Source organism: Clostridium mobile (genome assembly GCF_018918285.1).
Classification (GTDB): domain Bacteria; phylum Bacillota; class Clostridia; order Clostridiales; family Clostridiaceae; genus Clostridium_AW; species Clostridium_AW mobile.
The window spans coordinates 266,725-290,644 of sequence record NZ_JAHLQF010000004.1; the positions used below are offsets into that span (position 1 = coordinate 266,725).

Annotated in this window: 26 protein-coding genes and 1 riboswitch; of the genes, 8 read left to right on the forward strand and 18 right to left on the reverse strand. The window is 30.2% G+C overall.

What is annotated here, in order from left to right; all coding sequences use genetic code 11:
- Positions 1 to 28: 28 nt before the first annotated feature.
- Both KQI86_RS16465 and KQI86_RS16470 read left to right on the forward strand, forming a co-directional pair.
- Positions 29 to 271 (forward strand): hypothetical protein, encoded by a 243-nt coding sequence (locus tag KQI86_RS16465; RefSeq protein WP_216440516.1) that lies wholly within the window; start codon positions 29 to 31, stop codon positions 269 to 271.
- A 9-nt stretch (positions 272 to 280) separates the two neighbouring features.
- Positions 281 to 580 carry a hypothetical protein gene (locus KQI86_RS16470; protein ID WP_216440517.1) on the forward strand — a complete coding sequence of 100 codons (300 nt, stop codon included), beginning with the start codon at positions 281 to 283 and terminating at the stop codon, positions 578 to 580.
- 22 nt (positions 581 to 602) lie between these two features.
- Here KQI86_RS16470 and KQI86_RS16475 read toward each other — a convergent pair whose 3' ends face one another.
- Together KQI86_RS16475 and KQI86_RS16480 are read right to left on the reverse strand one after the other, a co-directional pair.
- Positions 603 to 1,352 (reverse strand): DUF438 domain-containing protein, encoded by a 750-nt coding sequence (locus KQI86_RS16475; RefSeq protein WP_216440518.1) that lies wholly within the window; start codon positions 1,350 to 1,352, stop codon positions 603 to 605.
- Positions 1,353 to 1,493: 141 nt separating this feature from the next.
- Positions 1,494 to 2,069, reverse strand: coding sequence for an ECF transporter S component (locus KQI86_RS16480; RefSeq protein ID WP_216440519.1), 576 nt, complete (start codon positions 2,067 to 2,069; stop codon positions 1,494 to 1,496).
- A 188-nt stretch (positions 2,070 to 2,257) separates the two neighbouring features.
- Here KQI86_RS16480 and KQI86_RS16485 point away from each other — a divergent pair, with 188 nt between their 5' ends.
- Together KQI86_RS16485 and KQI86_RS16490 are read left to right on the forward strand one after the other, a co-directional pair.
- Positions 2,258 to 2,578 (forward strand): PadR family transcriptional regulator, encoded by a 321-nt coding sequence (locus KQI86_RS16485; protein ID WP_216440520.1) that lies wholly within the window; start codon positions 2,258 to 2,260, stop codon positions 2,576 to 2,578.
- Between the two features lie 2 nt (positions 2,579 to 2,580).
- Positions 2,581 to 3,237: a DUF1048 domain-containing protein gene (locus tag KQI86_RS16490; protein ID WP_216440521.1), complete on the forward strand. Its 657-nt coding sequence runs from the start codon at positions 2,581 to 2,583 to the stop codon at positions 3,235 to 3,237.
- A 78-nt stretch (positions 3,238 to 3,315) separates the two neighbouring features.
- Here the strand turns inward: KQI86_RS16490 and KQI86_RS16495 are convergent, their stop codons facing one another.
- The 9 genes from KQI86_RS16495 to KQI86_RS16535 all read right to left on the reverse strand — a co-directional run bounded on the left by KQI86_RS16495 (position 3,316) and on the right by KQI86_RS16535 (position 14,093).
- A complete protein-coding gene (locus KQI86_RS16495; RefSeq protein WP_216440522.1) occupies positions 3,316 to 4,413 on the reverse strand; it encodes a hypothetical protein in 1,098 nt (365 codons plus the stop codon).
- 4 nt (positions 4,414 to 4,417) lie between these two features.
- Complete coding sequence (locus KQI86_RS16500; protein WP_216440523.1) at positions 4,418 to 6,205, reverse strand: HSP90 family protein; 1,788 nt, start codon at positions 6,203 to 6,205, stop codon at positions 4,418 to 4,420.
- Between the two features lie 245 nt (positions 6,206 to 6,450).
- Positions 6,451 to 8,562, reverse strand: coding sequence for an FtsX-like permease family protein (locus KQI86_RS16505; protein WP_216440524.1), 2,112 nt, complete (start codon positions 8,560 to 8,562; stop codon positions 6,451 to 6,453).
- Positions 8,552 to 9,319, reverse strand: a complete 768-nt coding sequence (locus KQI86_RS16510; protein WP_216440525.1) for an ABC transporter ATP-binding protein — start codon at positions 9,317 to 9,319, stop codon at positions 8,552 to 8,554. The genes KQI86_RS16505 and KQI86_RS16510 overlap by 11 nt, the downstream gene beginning before the upstream one ends.
- Positions 9,320 to 9,414: 95 nt before the next feature.
- Positions 9,415 to 10,431 carry a sensor histidine kinase gene (locus KQI86_RS16515; protein WP_216440526.1) on the reverse strand — a complete coding sequence of 339 codons (1,017 nt, stop codon included), beginning with the start codon at positions 10,429 to 10,431 and terminating at the stop codon, positions 9,415 to 9,417.
- Positions 10,428 to 11,096: a response regulator transcription factor gene (locus tag KQI86_RS16520; protein WP_216440527.1), complete on the reverse strand. Its 669-nt coding sequence runs from the start codon at positions 11,094 to 11,096 to the stop codon at positions 10,428 to 10,430. Before KQI86_RS16520 ends, KQI86_RS16515 begins: the two co-directional genes overlap by 4 nt.
- 191 nt (positions 11,097 to 11,287) lie before the next feature.
- Positions 11,288 to 12,433, reverse strand: a complete 1,146-nt coding sequence (locus KQI86_RS16525; protein ID WP_216440837.1) for a THUMP domain-containing class I SAM-dependent RNA methyltransferase — start codon at positions 12,431 to 12,433, stop codon at positions 11,288 to 11,290.
- On the reverse strand, positions 12,430 to 12,699 hold the full coding sequence (locus KQI86_RS16530) for a hypothetical protein (RefSeq protein ID WP_216440528.1): 270 nt from the start codon (positions 12,697 to 12,699) through the stop codon (positions 12,430 to 12,432). The genes KQI86_RS16525 and KQI86_RS16530 overlap by 4 nt, the downstream gene beginning before the upstream one ends.
- Before the next feature lie 734 nt (positions 12,700 to 13,433).
- Entirely contained in the window at positions 13,434 to 14,093 is a 660-nt protein-coding gene (locus KQI86_RS16535) for a hypothetical protein (RefSeq protein ID WP_216440529.1), read from the reverse strand.
- A 215-nt stretch (positions 14,094 to 14,308) separates the two neighbouring features.
- Here KQI86_RS16535 and KQI86_RS16540 point away from each other — a divergent pair, with 215 nt between their 5' ends.
- A complete protein-coding gene (locus KQI86_RS16540; protein WP_216440530.1) occupies positions 14,309 to 14,452 on the forward strand; it encodes a hypothetical protein in 144 nt (47 codons plus the stop codon).
- 53 nt (positions 14,453 to 14,505) lie between these two features.
- On the opposite strand, the gene KQI86_RS16545 is transcribed toward KQI86_RS16540, so the two are convergent.
- From KQI86_RS16545 to KQI86_RS16565, 5 genes are all read right to left on the reverse strand, one after another.
- On the reverse strand, positions 14,506 to 16,242 hold the full coding sequence (locus KQI86_RS16545; RefSeq protein ID WP_216440531.1) for an NADH-dependent [FeFe] hydrogenase, group A6: 1,737 nt from the start codon (positions 16,240 to 16,242) through the stop codon (positions 14,506 to 14,508).
- 24 nt (positions 16,243 to 16,266) lie between these two features.
- Positions 16,267 to 18,060, reverse strand: coding sequence for an NADH-quinone oxidoreductase subunit NuoF (nuoF, locus tag KQI86_RS16550; RefSeq protein WP_216440532.1), 1,794 nt, complete (start codon positions 18,058 to 18,060; stop codon positions 16,267 to 16,269).
- A 17-nt stretch (positions 18,061 to 18,077) separates the two neighbouring features.
- Positions 18,078 to 18,479 (reverse strand): (2Fe-2S) ferredoxin domain-containing protein, encoded by a 402-nt coding sequence (locus tag KQI86_RS16555; RefSeq protein ID WP_216440533.1) that lies wholly within the window; start codon positions 18,477 to 18,479, stop codon positions 18,078 to 18,080.
- A gap of 1 nt (position 18,480) precedes the next feature.
- On the reverse strand, positions 18,481 to 18,993 hold the full coding sequence (gene nuoE, locus KQI86_RS16560; RefSeq protein WP_216440534.1) for an NADH-quinone oxidoreductase subunit NuoE: 513 nt from the start codon (positions 18,991 to 18,993) through the stop codon (positions 18,481 to 18,483).
- A 400-nt stretch (positions 18,994 to 19,393) separates the two neighbouring features.
- Positions 19,394 to 19,888: a cobaltochelatase subunit CobN gene (locus KQI86_RS16565; RefSeq protein ID WP_216440535.1), complete on the reverse strand. Its 495-nt coding sequence runs from the start codon at positions 19,886 to 19,888 to the stop codon at positions 19,394 to 19,396.
- A gap of 206 nt (positions 19,889 to 20,094) precedes the next feature.
- Positions 20,095 to 20,269, reverse strand: a riboswitch (cobalamin riboswitch).
- A 141-nt stretch (positions 20,270 to 20,410) separates the two neighbouring features.
- Here KQI86_RS16565 and KQI86_RS16570 point away from each other — a divergent pair.
- Positions 20,411 to 20,899: a superoxide dismutase family protein gene (locus tag KQI86_RS16570; protein WP_216440536.1), complete on the forward strand. Its 489-nt coding sequence runs from the start codon at positions 20,411 to 20,413 to the stop codon at positions 20,897 to 20,899.
- A gap of 129 nt (positions 20,900 to 21,028) precedes the next feature.
- On the opposite strand, the gene KQI86_RS16575 is transcribed toward KQI86_RS16570, so the two are convergent.
- Positions 21,029 to 21,178 (reverse strand): hypothetical protein, encoded by a 150-nt coding sequence (locus KQI86_RS16575; RefSeq protein WP_216440537.1) that lies wholly within the window; start codon positions 21,176 to 21,178, stop codon positions 21,029 to 21,031.
- Between the two features lie 244 nt (positions 21,179 to 21,422).
- Here KQI86_RS16575 and KQI86_RS16580 point away from each other — a divergent pair, with 244 nt between their 5' ends.
- Both KQI86_RS16580 and KQI86_RS16585 read left to right on the forward strand, forming a co-directional pair.
- A complete protein-coding gene (locus KQI86_RS16580; RefSeq protein ID WP_216440538.1) occupies positions 21,423 to 21,626 on the forward strand; it encodes a cold-shock protein in 204 nt (67 codons plus the stop codon).
- 173 nt (positions 21,627 to 21,799) lie between these two features.
- Complete coding sequence (locus KQI86_RS16585; RefSeq protein WP_216440539.1) at positions 21,800 to 22,327, forward strand: hypothetical protein; 528 nt, start codon at positions 21,800 to 21,802, stop codon at positions 22,325 to 22,327.
- Positions 22,328 to 22,543: 216 nt separating this feature from the next.
- On the opposite strand, the gene hydG is transcribed toward KQI86_RS16585, so the two are convergent.
- Complete coding sequence (hydG, locus tag KQI86_RS16590) at positions 22,544 to 23,920, reverse strand: [FeFe] hydrogenase H-cluster radical SAM maturase HydG (RefSeq protein WP_216440540.1); 1,377 nt, start codon at positions 23,918 to 23,920, stop codon at positions 22,544 to 22,546.

Consider the following 23,920-nt stretch of genomic DNA (forward strand, 5'->3'; position numbering starts at 1 on the left):
CCTTGGAAGAATGTTAGGAGTGATGTTAATGAAAGTCCTAAAAAAATATTATGGTTATATATTACTATTAATTATTATCATTCTATCTTCTATAAGCTATACTCAATATAAATCAAATCTTAATCTTCAAAGTAGATTAAACTACATATATTTTAATAATATTCAGCATTTACGTGGAAAATTAAATATAGAACTAGATCGTGTTGATAGTATAGATGATTGGTCTAAAGATGATTGCAAATATATGCTTAATACTTTTAAAGACCTATAGCTTATATCAATGCAATTTCCAGAAAATTCAGCCTTAGATGAATGTTATCGACTTTTACAATCGAATTTAAAAATTTATTCCGAAAATCTAAATAATACAGATTCTATTCCACACAAACTATCAAAGGAAAATATTGTCATTTTAGTCAATACTTTATCAACCATATATAACGATATGAAATCAACTAATTATCATTACGAAATGTGCAAACATCCTAAAATAGGAGTATCAAAATATAATAAAGACTATATATATCCTGCAATAGATAAGGTTAATAAAAATTTAAAAGAAATAAATCCGTACTTATAAAAGTAGGGATTTATTTCTTATATTATGGTGTAAAGCTACAATATCCTATTTTATCACACTCTTTTTTCATCTCATCCCATTTTTCTTTTTCTTTAATAGCTTCTATTGCAGATGGATATAAAATGTAATTTTCTTTAAATATATGATCCCTCAAATTAAATATTATATATTTAGCAACCTGATCCAATGACTTTTTAAATTCATCAAAATCCAATTGACTGATGCCTTTAGCTAGGTTTTTTAATTCTCTTTTCTTTTCTCTTAAATCTTCATGTTCCATTCTCATAATTCTAGTAGGTCCTGTTATTTCTCTATTTTCTAATTCCATGAATAAAACTTTTTCTTCCCTTTGATGATGATTTTCTGCATCTAAAATGTTGTCTGCTAATACTATCAATTTGTCAAATTCTACTTTGGAAGACTTATATAAATTCATTTGTTGAATATATGAATTCACTTCTTCTAGCTCAGTTAAAAATTGAAGTATTTTATCATGTTCTGCTATCATGGTATGAATTACATGCCCCGAATAAATTTTTGTCTTTATTTTATTTAGTTCATCTTTTAACACTTCCATATGAATATCACATAAATGTCTTAAGTCTTGAGGATTCATACCTTCTTCTATAAGTTTTTGTTCTGCTATGGATAGTTCTATTGGATTGATGTTCTTAACAATATCTAAAGCTTCATTTCTTAGTTCTTCTGTTATTCCGTAAGTATTTAGCTTCCTTAAAATCTCTGTTAATTTTTCGATTTTTTTATTATCCATAATTTATGCCTCCTATATAAATAAAACTTTTCTATTTATAATCTTAATTAATCTTTATTATGTTTTTATTATATAGGTTTATATTTTTTAAAAATATGATTACAATCAAAATTTGAAAATATATTATTTTTTACTTTCAGTTTATTTTCTTATAATATTTATTTTTCCATACAATAATTTAACCAAGGGTATTGCAATAATCGCTCCTACAGTTACCTGTCCAATATTATTTGGAATACTTGCAAGCGCTATTGCTAATGCCTCTCTATAAGTATCCGCTTTAAATAGTATAAATTTAACTAGAATTATTTTGGTTATAAAATATCCAAATACCATCCAAACTCCTGAGACTGCAAATGCAAATATGTTGTTTAATAAATTCTTACCTCGGTAGTCTTTTCTATAAGCAATAGATGAAACTATCAACGCCATTATTCCTTTTATTAAAAAAGTGAATGGCACATAATAGGCATATCCTGATAAAAAATCCGCTAAACTCATTCCAAGTGCCGATGTTATTATACCTTTTCTTCTTCCAAATAAAATTGCCGCTAGAAAAACCATGCTATCACCTAAATGAACATACCCAATGCCCATAATCGTAGGTATCCTTATCATCATAGTAGCCACACATATTATAGACGTCATAAGAGCCATTTGAGTAATCTCCAGTGTTCTTGAATTGCCCAACTCTCTTCTTACAATGTCCTCTTTCATTTAGACTCCCCCTAACTCTTTCATATTTTTGTAATTTTACCTTTAATTACATGATATAATAAAAACTATAATATTCAAAATGTATGGATACATTCTAAAAGTGCATTTACTACGACTACTTGACATTACAAAGTAGTCGTAGTATTATTTTTATATAAACTACTATGTAATGCAAAGTAGGTGATATAATGGCACAAAACACTCAAATGTTAAAGGGTATATTAGAGGGATGTATATTGAAAATCATAAGTGAAAATGAAACTTATGGTTATGAAATATGTGAGAAGCTACTAACATTTGGATTTAATCAAGTGACAGAAGGAAGCGTCTATCCAATTCTTATAAGGCTAGAAAAAAAAGAACTTATATATTCTGTTATGAAGCCCTCTCCTTTAGGCCCTATGCGAAAATATTATTATATTAGTAATGAGGGTAGTATTGAATTAAATAATTTTATTATCACTTGGAATGAAATCAAAAAAAATGTAGAGAACGTATTGGGGGAATGACTATGTTTTTAGAATTAAAACTTTTAAAAATAAGAGGTAGAGAAGAAAAGAAGCTTAATAGAGAAAATCATGAAATTTTTAAAGTAATGGAAGAATATATAGTAAAAAGTACTTTGAGTTTTTTCGAGAAAGAAGAAGTTTTTCAGCAAATATTGGATATAATGCTCCAATCACAAATGGAAAATAAAGATATAAACTTATTTTTAGGAAAGGATCATAAAGAGTTTTGTGACTCCATAATAGATGAATACAATGAATCAAAAAGTTTTGTATTAAAATCTGTAGGATTTATTGAAGAATTTATTATTTACATAATCATGTGGCTTTCCTTAGATATGTTATTTTCCTTCAAACTACAGTTTAAGTTGGGCTCTTTAATAACAGCCTCGCTATTTTGTATTATAACTTTTATAAAAAAATCTAAAATAACAAATTCATCAGAGGATAATATAAAATCAGCTATTGAATCTTTTTCATATGTATTACCAATAGCTATTTTATCAAAGCTTATAGTAATCGCTGTAGCTCCTACTATAAATATTGATATAAATATGATTATAAGTTTATATTCAGCAAGATATTTTGCAATAATTTCTATACTATTTTTGCTCTTTTCGGAATTGTATAAGATAAAGTCCAATAAAGTAAAAATTCTTTAGTTATATATTAGTTATATAATTTTCTTATGGAGTTTGCATTTTATATAAGCAAACTCCATAGAAGTTTTATAAATAATTTTAACATCCACAAACTTTTAAATATCTTTTCAATTCATCTGATACAACAGTATTTCCATTTCTTTTATCAAATCCATCCATAAACCTTCTAGCTTCTTCTTCAAAAAACTCTTTTAATTTGATAACATCGTATTCGCTTTGTGAATATATAGGTGATTTTTTTGAAATTTTTAATTTAATTTTCTGTACATCTTTTTTCTGTAGGTTCGAGAATAAGGCAAAGGAAGCAGCATTAAACCACATATTATCCTCATCATTCTCACTTTTGAATAAATTAGGATAATTTTTTTGGAAAACTTCAATTCCCTTTTCTATATTAGTAATAGATAAGTACATTATATGAGCTGATACATACATAATACAGTCTTCATCTCCGTTGACTAACCTAAGCCCTTTTCTATGAAATTCTTCTGCTAATTCATATTCTCCTAAAGAATAAGCTGGAATCAAGAAGTCAGCAAAGGTAGTGTCGGGAACTTCTCCACATTCAAATCTCCTATTTATAATATCTTCTGATTCTTGTAGGGCTCTTTTATAATCTCCCATAAAAATATGATAATTTACTTTTTTATTTATAGTACAAGCTTTGCAATCTTCATATCTATCATCTACAGATGATGTAATCCACTTTTTATAATATTCTTCTATACTAGTACCATCATCAATCCCTGACCTACAAGCTCGTACTTTTAGGGAATAGTATGGACTAAGGCTTAAATTATTTTCTAAATATAACTTTTTCATTTTTTCAAAAGTCTCATTTATTTTCTCACTAGGAATAGCTATGTATTCAACCATATTACTCAGTATATATTTGTACTCCCAAAGAACTTGATATACTACTTCATCATTTGTATATCCTTTCTCCATTTGAGCCACACACCAGAAGAAAGTAATTATCCCCTTTTTTCCCTGTCCGGAAAATATATATACTTTTATTAAATCAAATTTACAATACATCTCATTTAATATATCATTATTCTCTCTTGCTATACTTGCTGCCTTTTCTAATAAGGGTACAGCTAAAGAATATTTTCCTGCATCATCATAATCATAAGCTTTAAAAACCAATTCTTTCATTTCATCTTCATAATTCATATGCCTATTTCTCCTCTAATACTAAGTTTATTAACTTATTAACTCCATTTGTAAAAAGTTCATTATCTACATTTTTAATAGGATGATTCCCAAGCATTAAACTTTGAACATAAAGAATTTCTATAACAGCTTTTTTCACTTCCTTATCATTACATCCTATAAGTCTTTTTACTAAAAAATTATTGTAATTGAAGCATAAACTAGCAAAGCTTTCCTGAATTTCCTCCTCAAATATACTTGCTATTTCTCCAAATAGGTTAATACTGCTACTAAATGACTCTTCTTTAGTTTCCTTAATTTCTTTTAAAAATTTTGCTTCTTCACTAATGTTATATATAGCTGGAATTTCTTCAGGTTCAAATTTTTTAATGCTACAACTACATTTTTCTCTTCTTAAAACTCCATCAGCAAAATCAATAAAATCAAAAGTCTTATTCATTTCATTAATACTTAATCCTTCAAATTCTTCCGTAATATCTTCTGGTTTTACCCTCTCTACAGCTCCTAGTTTGATGCATTCATTAAATTTTTCTACTAAATCTGCATCATTTACATACCCTCCGTTGATAATACAAATATTTTGAGCTTTGGCCGTTTTTTCTATTTGCTTAAATTCATCTACTGTTAATGTGTATTTTATATATTTAAATTCTTCATAAATATTCCAAAGGCTCTTCTTTCCTAAAGTGGTTTGGAAGGGAAGATAATTAATTAAAATAGAATACAGCTCGTCCTCTTCAATTGCCATTAATTTTAAAGAATCATAATGCACATTGATGATATCAACTAATTTTTTTTGATCTGCTGCTGCTAATTTATAAAAATAATTTTTAATGCAGTCTGAAATTTCATCTCTCATTTTTTCCAAAGCCTTATCTTCAAAGAAGTCTTCCCTGGATGCCGTAAGTCTTATGTCTTCAGCATTAAGCAATGGTTTTATAAAAAAGGCCCAAGAAGGCATTAATTTCTCACAATTATCAGAAACAAACATATCTTTTACATAAATCTTCCCTTTAATTTTCGAACTGATACTAATGCTTCTAGATAAAATATAAGCTACCCCATTTAAATTTCCTGTAGAAGACTTTATAGGTATACAATCTATAAAGTTTTCCTTAAATTCTTCTTTCCCTACTAAAAGCCAGTATTCTTTGTTTAATACATCTTTTTTCCATGGAGCAAAATATTTATTGACTTTTTTATTTTTATCTTCGCTATTTAATAGGATTTTATAAGGTAAAAACTTACCATAATATTTTAAAGTATCATATACGTAATCATAATCAAAAAATTCTTCGCAGTCTTCTTTTGCCTTTAGATATACTCGTGTTCCAGCCTCTAAAGATCCATCTATTTTCTTTATGGTGTATGTACCATCATTTTTTCCTTTCCACTCATAAGTTTCATCACTATGTATAGATTTTGTGATTAATGTTATTTCATCACAAACAATAAAGCAGGACAGCAACCCTATTCCAAATCTTCCTATGAAATCATTGCTGCTTAACTCTGAATTTTTACGTTTTGATGATTGTCCAATAACGGATAAGAAAGTATGAATATCTTCTAATGTTAATCCTATGCCATTATCTTCAATAATTAGTGTATTACTATATAATTCAAAATTAACAACACCTTCTAAATCATCATTTACTTTTTTATGTGCTGTAATAGCATCAACTGCATTTTGCAGTACTTCCCTTATATATACTCCTGGATTGCTATATAAGTTTTCTGAGAGCAGAGAAATTATTCCATCTAAATTCACTTGAAAATTATAATTTTTTTCCATATAAACCTCCTGAATAAATGCAAATTTTAACTATATATCTAATTAATCATATCAAGTTCTCCATACAGTTATCGATATGAAACATTTAATCTTCACAATCTATATATACAATCTATACAATAAAAAAATGAGTATATCTACTTTTAAGAAATACTCATTCTAAAAAATTTTATTATTTTTTACTACTCCATTTTTTTCTCTGGTTCTAAGCAAAAATACTTAATCATAATCATATGACCATAAATTTATAATCTGTGCTTGTTATTAAAAATACTTCTAACGTTATGTCTATAACTGTAAATGGTGGCCATGAAATAACTTATTAATATAATAGCCATTAAAACCATAGGAATAGATATGTTATAAATAAATTGTAGATTGCCTATATAAACTCCTACTTTATTTCCAAAACGAAGTATAAATGTATACAAGAGCATAACAGAACATAAAACAGAAAAGACACAGGGCACTCCGAAGTAGATGGTGACTTGCTTTGTAATAATTTTAAATATATTTTCTTTATCAACCCCCATCTTGTTTAAAACAGCAAACTTCCCTTTATTTTCTATAGAGTCTGTAAGCTGTTGTAATGCAAGGACAGTTAAGCACATAATGAAGAAAATAATACCTATATAGATGCCCAATAATCTTACAGAGACTGCCCCTAACATAACATCATTCTTTTCTTTTGTTTTAAATCGTATGGGGTGAATAAAATCCCTATAATCCTTATCACTACTATATTTAACTTCATATTTGTCATATAAATAGCTGTATTTTTCTTTGAAGGTCTGCCCTATAGTCATCTCTAATTTTTCACATAAGTTATAATTTATGGGCTGCTTTGTATTAGCATAATAGTTTGTTATGGCAATATGAAGACCTTCACAAACCTCATCTGGAAACACCAACACATCATCTGTGTTAAAATTAAACATATAGCTAGTTAATGGTTCATTATAAATTTTAACGGGATTCAGATTTAATACAGTTCCATCATTTAGTTTGATGGATTTAGAACTAGCCTCTATACTTTTTAATACCTGTTGTTTATCCATTTCATAGTCTAAATGCATGACAAATTCATTATCATCTAAACTGATTGGCTCATATCCTGACATTTTTCTTATCTGATTATAGTCACTAATGGAAATTGCTAGCCTTGGATAATCCCATTTATTTTTCCTTGTCTCCTTGTTTTTGAAATCATCCCATATAAAATACCCTTCCATCTGACAGCTTTTCTCTATTTCAATATCATGTTCCTGTAAAATATCATCTATAAAACTGTAATCTATCTCTGGAATATCCTCAATTTTATCAATATAGTTGTATTGGTTATTGATTATAATGTCATAAGGCACCCTGTAGTCTAAATATCCTTCGGAAATATCCGCAAGAACAGGAGCTAACATAAATCCTGCCACAGCAATCACAATGGCGATGGTTACAGTTGTCATCACTTTTGCATTGGAAGAAATCTTAGAATACAAATTGTTGAGTAAGATTAAATTCAAGTTTAAATATTTAAAGCTTGTCAGTTTTTTCTTAACTAAGACTATGACGTAAGAAATGCTATAATATCCTGAAAATACACCTAAAATAAGACTTATAAATAATAATGTTTGAAATCTATTGCTTATATCAGGAGGAATATTGCCTGTATAATTTCTGCCCATGCTAAAAAAATCCTTTATGATTGTAAAAGCACAGGAAAAACAGATAACAGTAATCACCGTAGAAAGGATATATCGGATACTGCTAATTTTTTTACCCTCTGCTATTTTATCATCTGACAGTAAATCGATTAATTTAGATTTTGCTAACTTTCTAATATTCATAAAACCAATTAAAATGAAAACAATAGTAAAGAAAAGTAGAGTTATCACAAATGTATCAGGGTAGAAACCTAAGTGGAATTTAAAGCTATTTGTTATGGATATTAGAATTAATGATGTCAATGCTCCAGATAAAATAGTCCCCAGTACACTTCCTACAATAACAGCAAGAATACCGACCATCAGGGTTTCCATAAAAAATAAGAACGCTACATTTGATTGCTCCATGCCTAATATCATATAAGTTGAAAATTCTCTTGATCGCTTTTTTAGCATATGTTTATTTACATAATTAATCAGAACTACAAATGCAAGGGAAATACTATAAGTAGCATATTTTATTATTTGTTGAAACATCCCAAAAGAATATTGGGGGGTATCACTTAAAATAGTGTTATTTCTACTTGTCAAAGACATAAAAGCAAAAAATAATCCTGCACTGATACTTAATGTTGCAAAATAAATAGCATAGTTCTGAAATGTCTTTTTAAAGTTTTTATTGATTAACTTAAAGTACATCAGAAAGGTTCCCCCCTAACAACGACATCACATCAAGGATTTCGTTAAAAAACTGTTTCCTTGATTTTTCGCCTTTTATCAGCTCATTAAAAATCCTTCCGTCTTTTAAAAATAAAATTCGTTTAGCATAACTGGCTGAAAAGGCATCATGTGTAACCATTAGAATTGTAGCACCCAAATCCTCATTCATACTTTTTATAGTTTCAAGCAACATTTGAGCCGATTTGCTGTCCAGAGCCCCTGTTGGCTCATCGGCAAGAATAAGTTTTGGATTATTAATAATAGCTCTTGCACAGGCACATCGCTGTTTTTGTCCTCCTGATGTTTCATAAGGATATTTCTCAAGTATATATGATATATCCAGCTTACTTGCAATTTCCTCAACCTTCCTGTCAATTTCCTTTGGGGACACTCTGTTAATGGTTAGGGCAAGGGCTATATTTTCTCCAACAGTAAGAGTATCTAATAAGTTAAAATCCTGAAAAATAAACCCTAAATTTTCTCGTCGGAATTTTGCAATCTCTTTCTCTTTTAGTTCTGTAATATCTCTTCCATCAAGAAATATATGGCCTGCACTAACAGTATCAATTGTTGAAATACAGTTAAGCATTGTTGTTTTCCCTGAGCCTGATGCTCCCATAATACCAATAAATTCCCCTTCAAATACTTCAATGCTAATGTCATCAATTGCTTTTGTAACGTTGCTTTTATTTCCATAATATTTTTCCATGTGGTCTATTTTCAAAATTTGCCTCATATTCTTCACCTCCATTCAAGTTTAATTTAATAAGCATTTGAAGTGTATTGATTTATCTTACAAAGTTCTTACAAAAGTGAAAGAACTGAAAAACATCAATCCTGAATTTTTACAAGTGTACCTTTTGGAAAAAATATAGTTATCCTTGTATATCGGTAAGTTTCCGAGTTTGCTGTTATTTTTAACCCAAGCTTATCGCAGAGCCGCTTGCAAAGGTATAATCCAATACCTGTAGACTTTTGATTATTTCTTCCGTTTTTACCTGTAAAGCCTTTTTCAAACATACGCGGCAAGTCGCTTTGGGAAACTCCAATACCATTGTCCTCAACACTAAGAGCGATACCGTTATCAATATTTTTAGAATAGATTTTTATAACAGCTTTACCTTCCTTTCTATATTTAACAGAATTGATAATCAACTGGTTTAAGATAAACTCCAACCATTTGCTATCGGTATACACAGTATCTGAGCAACCTTCTATCTGTATGTTAATATTATTTTGTATTAGCATCTGTTTATTTTTAATTATCATGTCGTCTATGCAATCACAAAGTTTTATTTCTTTTATCATATAATCTTTTTCCACATTTTCGCTTCTTGCAAAAAATAAAGCTTGCTCCACATAATTTTCCGTTTTTATAAGTTCTGTGATAATTCTTCTTGTTGTGTCGAACTTGTTATTCTCACAAATAAGTTTTATTGCCGATATCGGGGTCTTAACTTCATGAATCCACCGTTCTATATACTCTTTGTACTCTTTTCTCTCATTTCTTACATGAGCTATGTTTTCAAGCATGGATTTATTGGCAAGCCTTAAAACCTCATAATACACCATGTCATCAAATCTATCAGGCTTGTCCATAACTTCTGAAATCAGATATTTCTGGTCTAGACTTTCAACGCCCTCCATAAGTTTAGATAAATATTTCTTTCTACTATGAAAAGAAGCAAATAAGAATATGCTTAAAACCATAGCCCAGAATATAAGAATTGTTAATATTTCACTGATACCCGTTCCAATTGATAACAGATAAGCAGATAGGAAAACCATGCAGATAATATTCAATAAAATACTATAAATTTTATTTTTTAAATAGTCTATGAATCTCATATCATATATCCCTGCCCATGTTTTGTAATAATAAAATTAGCTATCCCTATTTCAGCAAGCTTATTTCGTATTCTCGTTATATTTACGCTCAACGTGTTATCATCTACAAACATCTTATTGTCCCAAAGATATTCAATAATATCTGCGCGGGAGACAATTTTTCCGTTATGTTTAAAAAGATAATATAATATCTTCATTTCATTTTTTGTAAGTTCTACGCATTTACCTCTATATTCTACTTCTCCAACATCTAAACATAGCTTCAAATCTCGATATCTTAATTCATACTGTTCATTAAAATCACCATAAGCGCGTTTTAACAGTGAATCAATCCTTGCAAGTAAAATAGAAATATTATAAGGTTTTGTTATATAATCATCCCCACCTAAAGTTATACTGCTTAGTTCATCCATATCTGTATTGCGACTAGTAACAAAAATAATTGGGACCGTTGAGAAGGAACGTATTTGAGTGCACAGTTTAAAACCATCTTTACAAGGCAAATTAATATCTAAAAGAATCAAATGTGGATTTTGCTCTTTTATCTCATTTATTACTTTTGGAAAATCTGTAACAGCATATACAGAATAACCGTGGTTTTCTAGGACTATAGACAACTCTCCACGAATTGTTTCATCATCTTCAATAAGAAGTATTCGTTTCATATCCTCATTCCTTTCTCTTGTAAAAATATGAAAATTTTAACTATATCTTTATTTATTATACCAAATTATTTATACAGTTATGGATATGAAGCATTTAATATTCACAGTTTATATGCTCAATCTATACATAAAGTCTGTATAATAAAAATGAGCATCTCTACTTGTAAGAAATACTCATTTTAAAATTCTTATTATTTTTTACTACTCCATTTTTCCTCTGGCTCTAATCCAAAATACTGATAATAATAGCATTTTAATCTTCCATTATATAATTTTCTATTCTTATCTGATTTTTTGCCAAATAACTTTTCAAATTCATCATGAGAAGTAATCACAAAATAGGACCAATCCTGCAATTTTTCAAAAACCTCTCCCATGGCTTTATATAAGCATTCAACCTCTTTTAATTCTCCAATTCTTTCTCCATAAGGAGGGTTAGTTATAATAAATCCATACTTTTTCTTAGAGGAAAAATCTCTCATATCCATCTTTTGAAAAGCAATATAATCTCCTACCCCTGCTTTTTTAGCATTTTCCATGGCAGTTTTCAACACTCTTCCATTAAAATCTGACGCCATTATTCTGAATTCCTTATTATTTATAGAATTTCTTGCATGTTTTCTTATGTCTTCCCATAAGTCCTGGGATATTATTTCCCATTGTTCCGATACAAAACTTCTATTAAGTCCTGGTGCTATGTTCTTACCAATCATTGCTGCCTCTATGGCAATAGTTCCTGAACCACAAAATGGATCAGCAAGCATTCTTGACGGCTCCCATTTGCTTAAGAGTACAAGGGCTGCTGCTAAGGTTTCTTTCATAGGAGCTTCTCCAGCCAGCTCTCTATATCCTCTTTTATGTAATCCTGGTCCTGTAGTATCTAAAGTTAAGGTTACTATATCTTTTAATATTGCTACTTCTATTTTGTATGTAGCTCCATCTTCAGGAAACAAATCCCTTCTATATTTTCTTTTCATGGCCTCCACCACAGCTTTTTTAACTATCGATTGACAATCAGGTACGCTATAAAGCTTGGATTTAACTGACTTGCCCACTACATGCATAAAGCCTGTTATAGGTATGATATCACCCCAATTTACAGCTAGAGTTCCTTGGAATAACTCTTCAAAGCTTTCCGCCTTAAATTCTGCCATTTTTATTAGTACTCTATCCGCTGTTCTCAACCACATATTACAGGTGACTATATCCATTTCGTCTCCTTCAAAGGTTACCTTTCCATTCTCAATGGTTAAATCATCATAGCCTAATTCTTTTAACTCATCCGCCACTACCTTTTCAAGTCCAAAAGTTGATGTTGCAATTAATGTATACATTATTTTTTCTCTCCTAACTCTTCTATTACAAATTGGTGAAAATCTATTTCTTCTATAAAGTTGTTTTGGTCAAAGCTTGTTTTTAACCTTCTATTATATTCATTTACATTAGATGGTAGCCAATAAGGCTTTGAAATATCAAATTTATAACATAACTCTATAATACATGCTTTTAAATTTTCTTGATAGCTTTCATGAGTGTCACATTGAACTACTTCATCTCTAACTATTTTGTTATCTTTCATTATTTTTCCCCATATCTTCAGCATGAAATCCTCCTAACTTTAAATATGTAATCAACATTTTTAAATATGTAATTAGCATTATAATATAATAATTTTATCATAAAAAGCAAAAATTGCGATAAAACTTTTAAAGCTTATAAATCTTATCCCCACAATATATAAGTATTCACAATATATAATAATCAATATTTAGAAATATATTTGTAAAACCTAAATTATTCTTGTAGAAACTTATAAATGTGAAAACAATTTAGGTATTCAACAAATAAAAAATGCTACATAATGCTTCTTATGCTAATTCACTGCAATAAGAAGCATTATGTAGCATTTTTAAGTTTTACACACTAAAATTATAAAGATAAATATTTAGGAAACTAATCTGTCATAACATATATTTGAAAATACATCTGTAAAACATAAAAGAACTAAGTATATAATGGGAGGAACGCCTTTTTCGAAGTGACGTCATTATGTACTTAGTTCTCCTTTTGGATACTAAAATATCTTTGTAAAAACTTACAAACGAAAAAATAATCTATCACAATATAAATTTAGAAATATATCTGTAAATCACAAAAAACTAAGCATGTAGTAAAATATCGACTTTTTCCGGAGCAGCCTCACTACCTACTTAGCTCTCTACTTCGTACAGCAAATTATCTCTATAGAGACTTACAACATGAAAATAATTTAGTTCATTCTAAAATTTTTAAAATCCTTTATTTTAAATTATAATTTTTAATACATCGCTATTTTTCTTAAAATTCTATTCCCGAACTCTTATTAACATCATCTGCAATTATTGCTACTCCTGTTAACTTAGTATTAGGCACTACTTTTTGTTGAATGTATGGATTTTCTGGATATTTAGCACCATCAAATTTCATGTAAGCATATGATTCTTTAGCTCCTCCGCCTGACACATGTACTATAATATCACGATATCCATTAGTCCAGCCGTTAGTAATTATTATAGGATTATTAACCAATGTAAATCTTGAAAGTAATTTGTACTCTCCATTTTCACAGGAAAAAATTGCCGCACTACATCCATCTTCTCCAGAAAATTTTGGCCCTACAAGATATACAAAAGTTTCAGGTTCCATATCATTATTAAGCTGCACTCTATTGAAATAATATTTAAACTTATCTTTTCCCTTTTCTAAGTTATAGGCTTTTGCTATAGCTTCTTCAAGTCTTGGATCTCTATTTTTTTCAGAAATAAAATATTGAATGCCTGATAAATCTATATTATCTATACTTTTAAGCTCAACTATGTTTTTATCATCATATAATTTAGAACGCACTATATTATTTGATTTTACACCTTTAGAGCTTAGCATCATCTTATTAGAGTAATTAAATCCTATTAAAAAAATAATGCACATTACCATCAATAATTTTTCAAACTTTTCCATAAACAGTACCCTCCAACATAATGTAATTTTACCTTTATTATGTGAATAGTTAGGTTACTGTATTCTAAAAATTAGTGATTTTAAGCATGATTTACTATGAATAATTAAATAAGCTACGTTTCATAATAATATTATTAGTGTTATTATAAATTAGCCCAAGTTATTAGATGATTACTCTTAATTTAAACTAATTAATGAAAGGGTGGAAATTTACAATGTCAAAAAAGAAGACTATAAAAACTATAAATCAAGCTGCTGAAGCTGCCAGTAATGATAGTAGATACTCTAAACACGGATATATGAATAGAGGAAATTCTAGCAAAGAATTTGCTGATCAAGGAACTAGAAATAAAAATTAAAATAAATGTTGTACAAGAATTCTTGTACAACATTTACAATTATTTGCTATAATTTAATATTTTTTTCTTCTTTCATAGTGAGTATGAAGTAAAGTATGACTTAATTCACTATTAGGCTTTCCTAAGAACTCCTCATAAGCTTTAATTATATATGGATTCTTATGAGACTTTCTTATAGGCTTTTCTTTATCTTCTTCATAAATAGCTTTTGCTCTTTCTAATTTTATATTTAAATGTTCTAATATGTGAGGATTTACAATTGGTTGACCTCCTCCAGTTACACATCCTCCTTCACATGCCATTACCTCAATAAAATGAATTTCTTTTTCTCCGCTTTTAACCATGTCTATAAGTTTTCTAGCATTACCTAGACCATGGGCTACTGCTGTGGTAATAGTATTGCCATTTGGAAGCTCAATTTCTGCTATTTTTATATCTTCTATACCTCTAATAGCTTTAAAATCTATTTCTTTAAGCTCTTCTTCTCCAACTATTTCAAATATTGTTCTTAGAGCTGCCTCTGCCACCCCGCCTGTAGCACCAAATATTGCTCCAGCACCGGTAGATTCTCCCATAGGATTGTCAAACTCCTCATCAGGTAAATCTTCAAAGTACATACCACTTTCTTTAATCATTTGAGCTAACTCTCTTGTGGTTAAAACATAGTCTACATCCTGAAGGTTATTATTGCCTAACTCTTCCCTTCCATTTTCAAATTTTTTAGCTGAACAAGGCATTATAGATACAACTACTATTTTCTTTGGATCTATGCCCATCTTCTTAGCAAAATAACTCTTAATAAGTGCTCCTTCCATTTCGTGAGGGGACTTACAGGTAGATAGATTATTGATCATTTCTGGATAAAAATGCTCAACAAACTTAACCCATCCTGGACAACATGAAGTCATCAATGGAAGGTCCCCTCCTTTTTCTAGTCTTCCTAGCAATTCAGTACCTTCTTCCATAATAGTTAAATCTGCTCCAAAGTTTGTATCAAAGACCTTGTAGAATCCAAGTCTTCTAAGAGCTGATACCATCTTACCTGTAACTCTAGAACCCACTTTCATAGCAAACTCTTCTCCTAGAGCTACTCTTACTGCTGGAGCTGTTTGAACAACTACATACTTGTCTTTATCTTCTAAAGCCTTCCAAACTTTATCAATATCACTTTTTTCACTTAACGCTCCAACAGGACATGCCATTATACATTGTCCACAATTTATACATACCGTTTCTCCTAAAGGCTTTTCATATGGGGTTTCAACTTTTGTATTAAAGCCTCTATTCGCAAATCCTATGGCACTAACCGTTTGTACGTTGGAGCAGGTGCTTATACATCTACCACATAGTATACATTTTTCCCTATCTCTTACTACTGAAGGAGATGATATATCCAATGGCTCATTTATTTTTTCTCCAATATATTTTATATCTCTAACATTAAGATCTCTGGCAGCTATTTGTAATTCACAATTTTCACTTCTATTACAAGTTGTGCATTCTCTCTTATGGTTGGATAATAAAAGCTCTACTACAATTCTTCTAGCCTCTCTTACTGCTGGAGTATTAACCTTAACTACCATACCATCCTCAGCTTGAAGAGAACAGGATGCTATAAATTTATTTCCTACTTCCACAACACAAATTCTGCAGGAAGAACATTGATTAACATCTTTTAGGTAACATAATGTAGGTATTTTAATACCTATGCTTCTAGCTGCTTCTAATACTGTCGTTCCTTTTTTTACTTGAACTTCCTTGTCATCTATTTTAAGTTTTACAAAATCCACAATCTTCACTCCTCTCACTGAAAATTATCTTCTCTCGATTGCCTTAAATGGACACTTAGCTACACAGGCTCCACACTTAATACATTTTTCCATGTCTATAGTATAAGGATGTCTAATCTCTCCGCTTATAGCATTAACAGGACACTGCCTTGCGCAAATACTACATCCCTTACATTCACTACTATTTATCACATATTGCACTAACTCTTGACAAACTCCTGCAGGGCACTTCTTATCTACTATATGTGCAATATATTCATCTTTAAAATACTTTAAGGTTGATAATACAGGATTAGGGGCAGTCTGACCAAGCCCACATAGAGATATTGATTTGACTTGCTTTGCTAGATATTCTAACCTGTCTAAATCTTCCATGGTACCTTCACCTTTAGTTATCTTCTCTAAAATTTCAAGCATTCTTTTAGTTCCAACTCTACAAGGTGTACATTTACCACAGGATTCATCTTTTATAAAATCAAGATAAAACTTTGCTACATCTACCATGCAATTATCTTCATCTAATACAATCATTCCTCCTGATCCCATCATGGATCCTAATGCGCTTAGTGTATCATAATCAATTGGTGTATCAAGATTTTCCGTGGTAATACATCCTCCTGAAGGTCCTCCCGTTTGAACAGCCTTAAATTTCTTTTCGTTTGGTATTCCTCCACCGATATCATAAATAACTTCTCTTAAAGTAATTCCCATAGGCACTTCTATAAGACCTGTATTTGTAATTTTGCCTCCTAATGCGAAAACTTTTGTTCCTTTGCTTTTCTCAGTACCAATATTTGAAAACCATTCTGGTCCATTTAATATTATTTGAGGTATATTAGCATAGGTTTCAACATTATTTATTACTGTAGGCTTTCTCCATAAACCACTTTGCGCTGGGAATGGTGGCTTAGGATTAGGCATTCCTCTTTTTCCTTCTATTGAATTTATCAATGCCGTTTCTTCACCACATACGAAGGCTCCAGCACCTAGTCTTATACTTATTTTAAAATCAAAGCCTGTACCTAATATATTTTCACCTAAAAGTCCATACTCCTCTGCTTGTTTTATAGCTAATTTTAATCTTTCAACAGCCAATGGATATTCTGCTCTAATATATATATATCCTTCATTAGCTCCTATAGCATATCCACCAATAGCCATAGCTTCTATCACAGAATGTGGGTCTCCTTCCAATATAGAACGATCCATAAAAGCTCCTGGGTCTCCTTCATCTGCATTACATATCATGTATTTTTGATCATTTACTTGCTTAGCTGTAAGCTCCCATTTTACTCCTGTTGGGAAGCCACCGCCACCTCTTCCTCTTAATCCTGATTTTTTTAATATATCTGTAACTTCTTCTGAAGTCATGTCCATTAAAGCTTTCTCTAGTGCTTTATATCCATTAAAAGCAAGATATTCATCTATATTCTCAGGATCAATAACCCCACAATTTTTAAGAGCTATTCTTGTCTGTTTATTGAAAAATTCTACATCTTCTAAAGATCTTACACTATAGTTATAAAAGGACTTGTAATATGCTAACCTATTTACTTTCCTGCCACTTACTAAGTGCTGCTCTACTATTTCAGGTATATCCTTTATACTTATTTTGCTATAAAAAGTTCCTTCTGGAAACACAATAAGCATAGGCCCTAAGTGACAAAGGCCTAGGCAACCTATTCTTATTAATTCTATTTCATTTTCCATTCTATGTTTCTTAAGCTCAATCTTTAATGCATTAGCAATATCCATAGAACCTTCGCTGCTACATCCCACTCCACCGCAAACTAAAACTTGAGCACGAAATAAATTCATATATATCCCCCCTCTAATTAGTCGCTTAGCACTACGTAATCATTCATAATTTTATCTTCAATGACGTGCATAGTATAATCTTCAATAATTTTACCGTTTCTAATATGCTCTCTTATAACCCTTCTAGCCTTCATTGCACTCATTTTTACATAGGTAACCTTCTCATGTCCCGGCATTATAACCTCTACTATAGGCTCTAATCTACATATTCCAATACATCCTGCTTTTACTAAATCCACATCTTCAATACCTAGTTCTCTTATCTCATCTTCTATAGCTTCCATTACATATTTTGACCCTGCGGCTATACCACAAGTTGCCATTCCTACTACTACTCTAGGTTTTTTTCTATCTCTCCCTTGATTAACTTTATCAAAAGTATTTTTTCTTATTTCGTTTAATTCCTCTATAGTCTTCATATTACTCCTCCTCTTCTATATACTCATCAAGAATTCTTCCTATATCATCTAGAGTTACTTTTGAGTAAACCTTATCGTCTATAGTAATAACAGGAGCAAGACCGCAAGCTCCTACACATCTTGTCGCCTCCAATGTAAACTTCCTATCTTCTGTGGTATTTCCTGCCTTAACATTTAACTCCTGAGATAATCTATTGAGAATTGTCTGTCCTCCTTTAACATAACAAGCAGTACCCATACATACTCTTATGATATGTTTTCCCTTTGGCTCAAGAGAAAAGAAATGATAAAATGAAGCTACACCATATATTTCAGACATGGGTATATCTAAACTTTCTGAAGCATATTGTAAAATTTCCTCCGGGAGATATCCATATATACCTTGAATACCATGCAATAACGGAATTAACCTCCCCCTTACATCTCTTAGTTCTTCAATTATCTTTTTAACTTCCTCAATTCTTTCATCTTCTCTAATATCTCCACAGCAGCAATGTTTTTCATTTACTGACAATTTAAATCCCCCCTTGAACTCATCTACTTTTCTTAAAAATAATCAAGAATATTCTGATATTTGAATTTTTGATTTTTTGAACTATTTCCTCATATATATTTATTCTATGTATTTTAGAATATTCCTCTTAAATTTCCCTTTTTTACATAATTTTTTTAATTAAATTATAAATTAATTAAAATTTTAACAATTTAAAATGAATAATTTGATAAATTTTTATCAAATTATCTCGCAATTGAATTACATTTTCTTTAATCTTTTATAAATTTCTACTAACTTATTGGTGAAATTAGTTATTTTATCTACTATTTTTTATATACTCCTCTAGACAAATTCGTTAAAAAAATAAATAGGCTTATCTTAAAGATAAGCCTATTTATTAAAAACATCTTCGGAGCACCTAAACCATTAATGGGATAAATTCCCCATTTATTTCATCTATAACGTAGTGGGTTTCATCATTAGCTTTAATTAAGTTATCCATAACTATGTTTGTTGCAAATTTAAGAGTCTTAACTAGGTCTTCGATTTTGTCTCTGCTCTCCCCTACAAAATATTCATTTAATATAATTTCTATTGCTTCCTCCCTATAGTCCAAACTGTGAAGTTTGCTTATTATTGTTCTACCTATATCCTCTATAGTATTTAATACCATTAGATTGGTATCCCCATCTTTGTCTCGTTCATAAGGATTATTTTTCATATACTTATAATTCATATTATATGCCTTACATAAACCTTCCATTATGGAAGGAACTTCCCCATTAGACAATTTCAAAAGAACCGAAACCAAATTTTCAATTTTTTTCCCTTCTGGAGCAGTTCCAAATATTCTCTTCTCCACTACACTTGCCTCATCTTCAAAATTGTTTAATATATTTTGCGCATATTCCATTTAAATCCTCCATTTCTTTTATAAATTCATTTTACTTATAACAATATTTATCTTAGATACATATTCTTTGCAAAAATAAAACCTCCGCACAAACGGAGGTTTTATATGCAAAATGCTTATATAAAACAGGATAAAACTCAATGGTCAGCAAATAAAACATTTCATCCTTATCTAATGTTTTTATATAATTTCACTTCCCTCCGAAGTTACATATATTGATCTTGGCAGGTCTCCTGGCTCACGAATCATCCTCTACCATCCTTCCCAGAGGTTTACTCCAGTGGAATTGGCTTTGTACTCGTCTACAGTAGCGGGGGCTGCAGCGGATTTTCACCACTTTCCCTATTAAACCTTATAGGTACCAAAATAGTTTATGAAATTTTTATTATATATGAATGATTATATCAACTACTATTTAATATTTCAACCACTTCACAGGTTGCGTTTATATACTTACCCGCTCACAATTCTCTTTAATACATCATATTATAAATATGAATAATATTAAAAAAGAGGTATAAAATGTATAATCCTTATTTTAGAAATATGAGTTCAACTGCTTATGCTAATGTAAAAGGTGGACCACTTGCCCCTAACATAAATGGAATAGTATATTTCATAGATGTACCAGGTGGAACACAAGTATGCGCCACGATTAATGGACTTCCAAAATACAAGCCAGGTACCGCAAAAACTCAACCTGTTGGTCCTCACGGTTTTCATTTGCATCAATTTGGCAACTGCCAAGTAGGAGATCCAAAAGACCCTTTTCAAGCTGCTGGAGAACATTGGAATCCCGATAATCAACCTCATGGTAATCATGCTGGGGATTTTCCAGTATTATTTTCAAATAACGGTCGTGCTATGATGTGCTTCTTTACAGACAGATTTAAAGTAACTGATGTAATTGGTAAAGCAGTGATAATACATGAGAATCCTGACGACTATAGAACACAACCCGCTGGCAACGCTGGTAAACGTTTGGCTTGTGGGGTTATTAGGGCAATGTAATTTCTTTTTATAACTTAACAAGATATATGTTGTTATTTAAGAAATAGTACTTCCATATACAAAATAACATCCTTTCTTTTTTAAAGACTGGATGTTATTTTTATATACTAATTCATATTAAAAATTGTACTATCTAATATTTACTTCATAAGCTTCCTTCTCTAGATGTTTTCCAACTATACTTTTTATAAGTCCACCATAATCATTTATGAGTAAATCTAAAGCTTTTTCTTTTCTTCTTTTTAAAAGCTTTACAACGTCGTCCTCCCTAGTCCTCATTTTTATCCTCCTTTAATTCCTATAAGAGCTCTTACACTTATTACTTCGTATTTATTCATAACATTTCTATCAATATATGAAAAAAAATCCTAAATTTAATTCTTTTCTTCTTAAAATTTATATTGCATGGATTTTATAATCTGTGATAGAATAAAGTTTTTTGTTAATTTTTAATTATTGTGGTATACTAGTAATATAAAGAAAAAAACACTAATGTTGAGTGTTTACTATAGGAGGTCAGTTAATGAAAACTGGAAAAGTAAAATGGTTTAATTCTGAAAAAGGTTTTGGATTCATCGAAGTTGAAGGAGAAGAAGACGTTTTTGTTCACTTCACAGCAATACAAGGAAATGAAGCAAGAAAAAGTCTTGATGAAGGGCAAGAAGTTCAATTCGATGTAGAAAAAGGTCCTAAAGGAATTCAAGCGGCTAATGTTATAAAATTATAAATTTCTTTATGATGATGCACTAAAAATTTGATATATAGACATCACGTGAAATACCACCTTTGTAAAGGTGGTATTTATATTATATCTATTGAATAAGTAGCTCATATTACTACATAGGAAGTTCCTATCAGTACGTAAAATATCTTAAAAAACTAAAAAGGAGAATAATTAAAGTGAAAAAAAATTATAGAATGCAAAAAACAATATCAGTAAAACGTTTTATTTCAGAACTAGGAGAAAGTTTCTCTGATAATATAAAGGATAGATTGTTAGATCTAGAAGTGAGAACAGTTTTAACAAGAGAGGAAGACTATAATATACTTGATATAAAACATGTAGAACATACTAAATATGATTGTCCTTCTAATTTAAATAATGGATCAAGTAAACACCAGAAAGAATACAATTATGGTCAATTTGTGGTAGTTGATGGAGTGCTATATTTTTCAGAAAAGTGTATAGAAAATGATGAAGTAATGGAGTCTCCAGTTGTGAATACTATTTATGATTCTCTAAATACTGATAATATAATAATGGATTCTGGTATTAGTGCAAAAAAAGTAGATGATAGCAATATAGACTATGTTATAGACAATATATTAAAAGCATGCCCTGAAGTATCTAAAGAATATATGGAAATTATGGAGGACATGCTGTCACGAGAAAAAATCAAATCACCGCATAGACAAATTCATCGCTAATATAGCATTTTCTTTTCATGTAAATTCATATTTCTTAAAATCTTATTATTTTTTTATAATTGCATCTTTTATTTCATGACGTGGCTGCCGTCATCTCTTATACCCTTCAAATGAGAGATAACGCCAACTAACGTCATGGATAAGTTCAACTTAGCTTCAGTTAGAATACAAACTACAAATGAAGCTAAATTGAACTTTATATCAATTAGGTAAAAGTTATAAATATAGATCCCTTTCACCTTTTTTTAATCTTTCAATGTTTTTTATTGCGATGTCTTTTATATCTTGTCTTTCTATTTTTTCAATCTCTTGTAATATAATTTTCTCGCCGCTTTCGTAAAGTTCCTCATCTCCATAATCTAATATAAACTCCATCAATGTCATCAATGCATTTGGAGTACATACATTATGAATCTGCCCAGACTTTGCAAGTTGCATAAATCTATCTCCGGTTCTTCCCTTTCTATAGCAAGCGGTACAGTAAGAAGGAATGTATCCATCTCTTAAAAGTTCCTTTAATATTTCCAATGGACTTCTCTGGTCTTCTACTTGAAACTGATCAACCTTTCTTCCTGTTTCTCCTTCCCTATATCCACCAACTCCAGTACAAGAGCCTGCGCTTATCTGAGATACTCCATAACTTAATGCCTCCTTTCTAATATCAGCACTTTCACGAGTAGACAATATTATTCCTGTAAAAGGTACCGCAATTCTGATGATGGCCACTATCTTCTTAAACATTTCATCATCTACCATATGTGGAAACATACTCAAATCCATACCTTCAGCTTTTTTCAATCTCGGAACAGATATTGTATGAAATCCTACACCAAACTTCTTTTCCAAATGCTCATTGTGTAGCATTAATGCTAAAACTTCAAATTTAGCATCATGTAATCCAAATAATACTCCTGCCCCTACATCATCTACTCCACCTTCCATAGCTCTATCGAAAGCAGTTAAATGATATTCAAAATCTCCCTTTAAAGATTTGGGATGCATTTTTTCATAAGTTGGCTTGTGATAAGTTTCTTGAAATAATATATAGGTTCCTATACCCTTCTCTTTTAATTTTCTATAGTTTTCTACAGTGGTAGCTGCAATATTTACATTTACTCTTCTAATTGCTCCATTTTCATTTTTTGTTGTATAAATTGCGTCTAAGGCATCTAATATATATTCTATAGGGCAATTTACAGGATCTTCTCCTGCTTCAAGAGCAAGTCTTTTATGCCCCATTTTTTCTAGAATTCTTACCTCTTCTTGTATTTCTTCACGAGTAAGCTTCCTTCTTTTAAATTCATTACATCTATTATATCCACAGTAAACACACTTATTTACACAGTAATCTGATACATAAAGAGGTGCAAACACCACCACTCTATTACCATAAATATCTTTTTTAATCTCTCCAGAAATTTCAAAAAGCTCTTTTAGCTGATCTTTATCCTCTGTCTGTAAAAGTATAGCTATATCCTTATGCTCTAATCCCTTTCTACATCTAGCTTTATCTAATACACTTTGTATATCCTCTTTTGTTGCTTTTTTACCTTCTTCTAATAAATTTTCAATATACTCATGATCAATAAACAT

Coding starts and splice junctions, on each gene's coding strand:
- KQI86_RS16495 (WP_216440522.1), bottom strand. CDS start 4,413: ATGAATTATGAAGATGAAATGAAAGAATTGGTTTTTAAAGCTTATGAT.
- KQI86_RS16485 (WP_216440520.1), top strand. CDS start 2,258: ATGGCACAAAACACTCAAATGTTAAAGGGTATATTAGAGGGATGTATA.
- KQI86_RS16490 (WP_216440521.1), top strand. CDS start 2,581: ATGTTTTTAGAATTAAAACTTTTAAAAATAAGAGGTAGAGAAGAAAAG.
- KQI86_RS16505 (WP_216440524.1), bottom strand. CDS start 8,562: ATGTACTTTAAGTTAATCAATAAAAACTTTAAAAAGACATTTCAGAAC.
- KQI86_RS16465 (WP_216440516.1), top strand. CDS start 29: ATGAAAGTCCTAAAAAAATATTATGGTTATATATTACTATTAATTATT.
- KQI86_RS16555 (WP_216440533.1), bottom strand. CDS start 18,479: ATGAAGACTATAGAGGAATTAAACGAAATAAGAAAAAATACTTTTGAT.
- KQI86_RS16540 (WP_216440530.1), top strand. CDS start 14,309: ATGTCAAAAAAGAAGACTATAAAAACTATAAATCAAGCTGCTGAAGCT.
- KQI86_RS16520 (WP_216440527.1), bottom strand. CDS start 11,096: ATGAAACGAATACTTCTTATTGAAGATGATGAAACAATTCGTGGAGAG.
- KQI86_RS16570 (WP_216440536.1), top strand. CDS start 20,411: ATGTATAATCCTTATTTTAGAAATATGAGTTCAACTGCTTATGCTAAT.
- KQI86_RS16535 (WP_216440529.1), bottom strand. CDS start 14,093: ATGGAAAAGTTTGAAAAATTATTGATGGTAATGTGCATTATTTTTTTA.
- KQI86_RS16565 (WP_216440535.1), bottom strand. CDS start 19,888: ATGGAATATGCGCAAAATATATTAAACAATTTTGAAGATGAGGCAAGT.
- KQI86_RS16515 (WP_216440526.1), bottom strand. CDS start 10,431: ATGAGATTCATAGACTATTTAAAAAATAAAATTTATAGTATTTTATTG.
- nuoF (WP_216440532.1), bottom strand. CDS start 18,060: ATGAATTTATTTCGTGCTCAAGTTTTAGTTTGCGGTGGAGTGGGATGT.
- KQI86_RS16580 (WP_216440538.1), top strand. CDS start 21,423: ATGAAAACTGGAAAAGTAAAATGGTTTAATTCTGAAAAAGGTTTTGGA.
- KQI86_RS16470 (WP_216440517.1), top strand. CDS start 281: ATGCAATTTCCAGAAAATTCAGCCTTAGATGAATGTTATCGACTTTTA.
- KQI86_RS16530 (WP_216440528.1), bottom strand. CDS start 12,699: ATGCTGAAGATATGGGGAAAAATAATGAAAGATAACAAAATAGTTAGA.
- KQI86_RS16575 (WP_216440537.1), bottom strand. CDS start 21,178: ATGAGGACTAGGGAGGACGACGTTGTAAAGCTTTTAAAAAGAAGAAAA.
- KQI86_RS16475 (WP_216440518.1), bottom strand. CDS start 1,352: ATGGATAATAAAAAAATCGAAAAATTAACAGAGATTTTAAGGAAGCTA.
- KQI86_RS16480 (WP_216440519.1), bottom strand. CDS start 2,069: ATGAAAGAGGACATTGTAAGAAGAGAGTTGGGCAATTCAAGAACACTG.
- hydG (WP_216440540.1), bottom strand. CDS start 23,920: ATGTTTATTGATCATGAGTATATTGAAAATTTATTAGAAGAAGGTAAA.
- KQI86_RS16510 (WP_216440525.1), bottom strand. CDS start 9,319: ATGAGGCAAATTTTGAAAATAGACCACATGGAAAAATATTATGGAAAT.
- KQI86_RS16500 (WP_216440523.1), bottom strand. CDS start 6,205: ATGGAAAAAAATTATAATTTTCAAGTGAATTTAGATGGAATAATTTCT.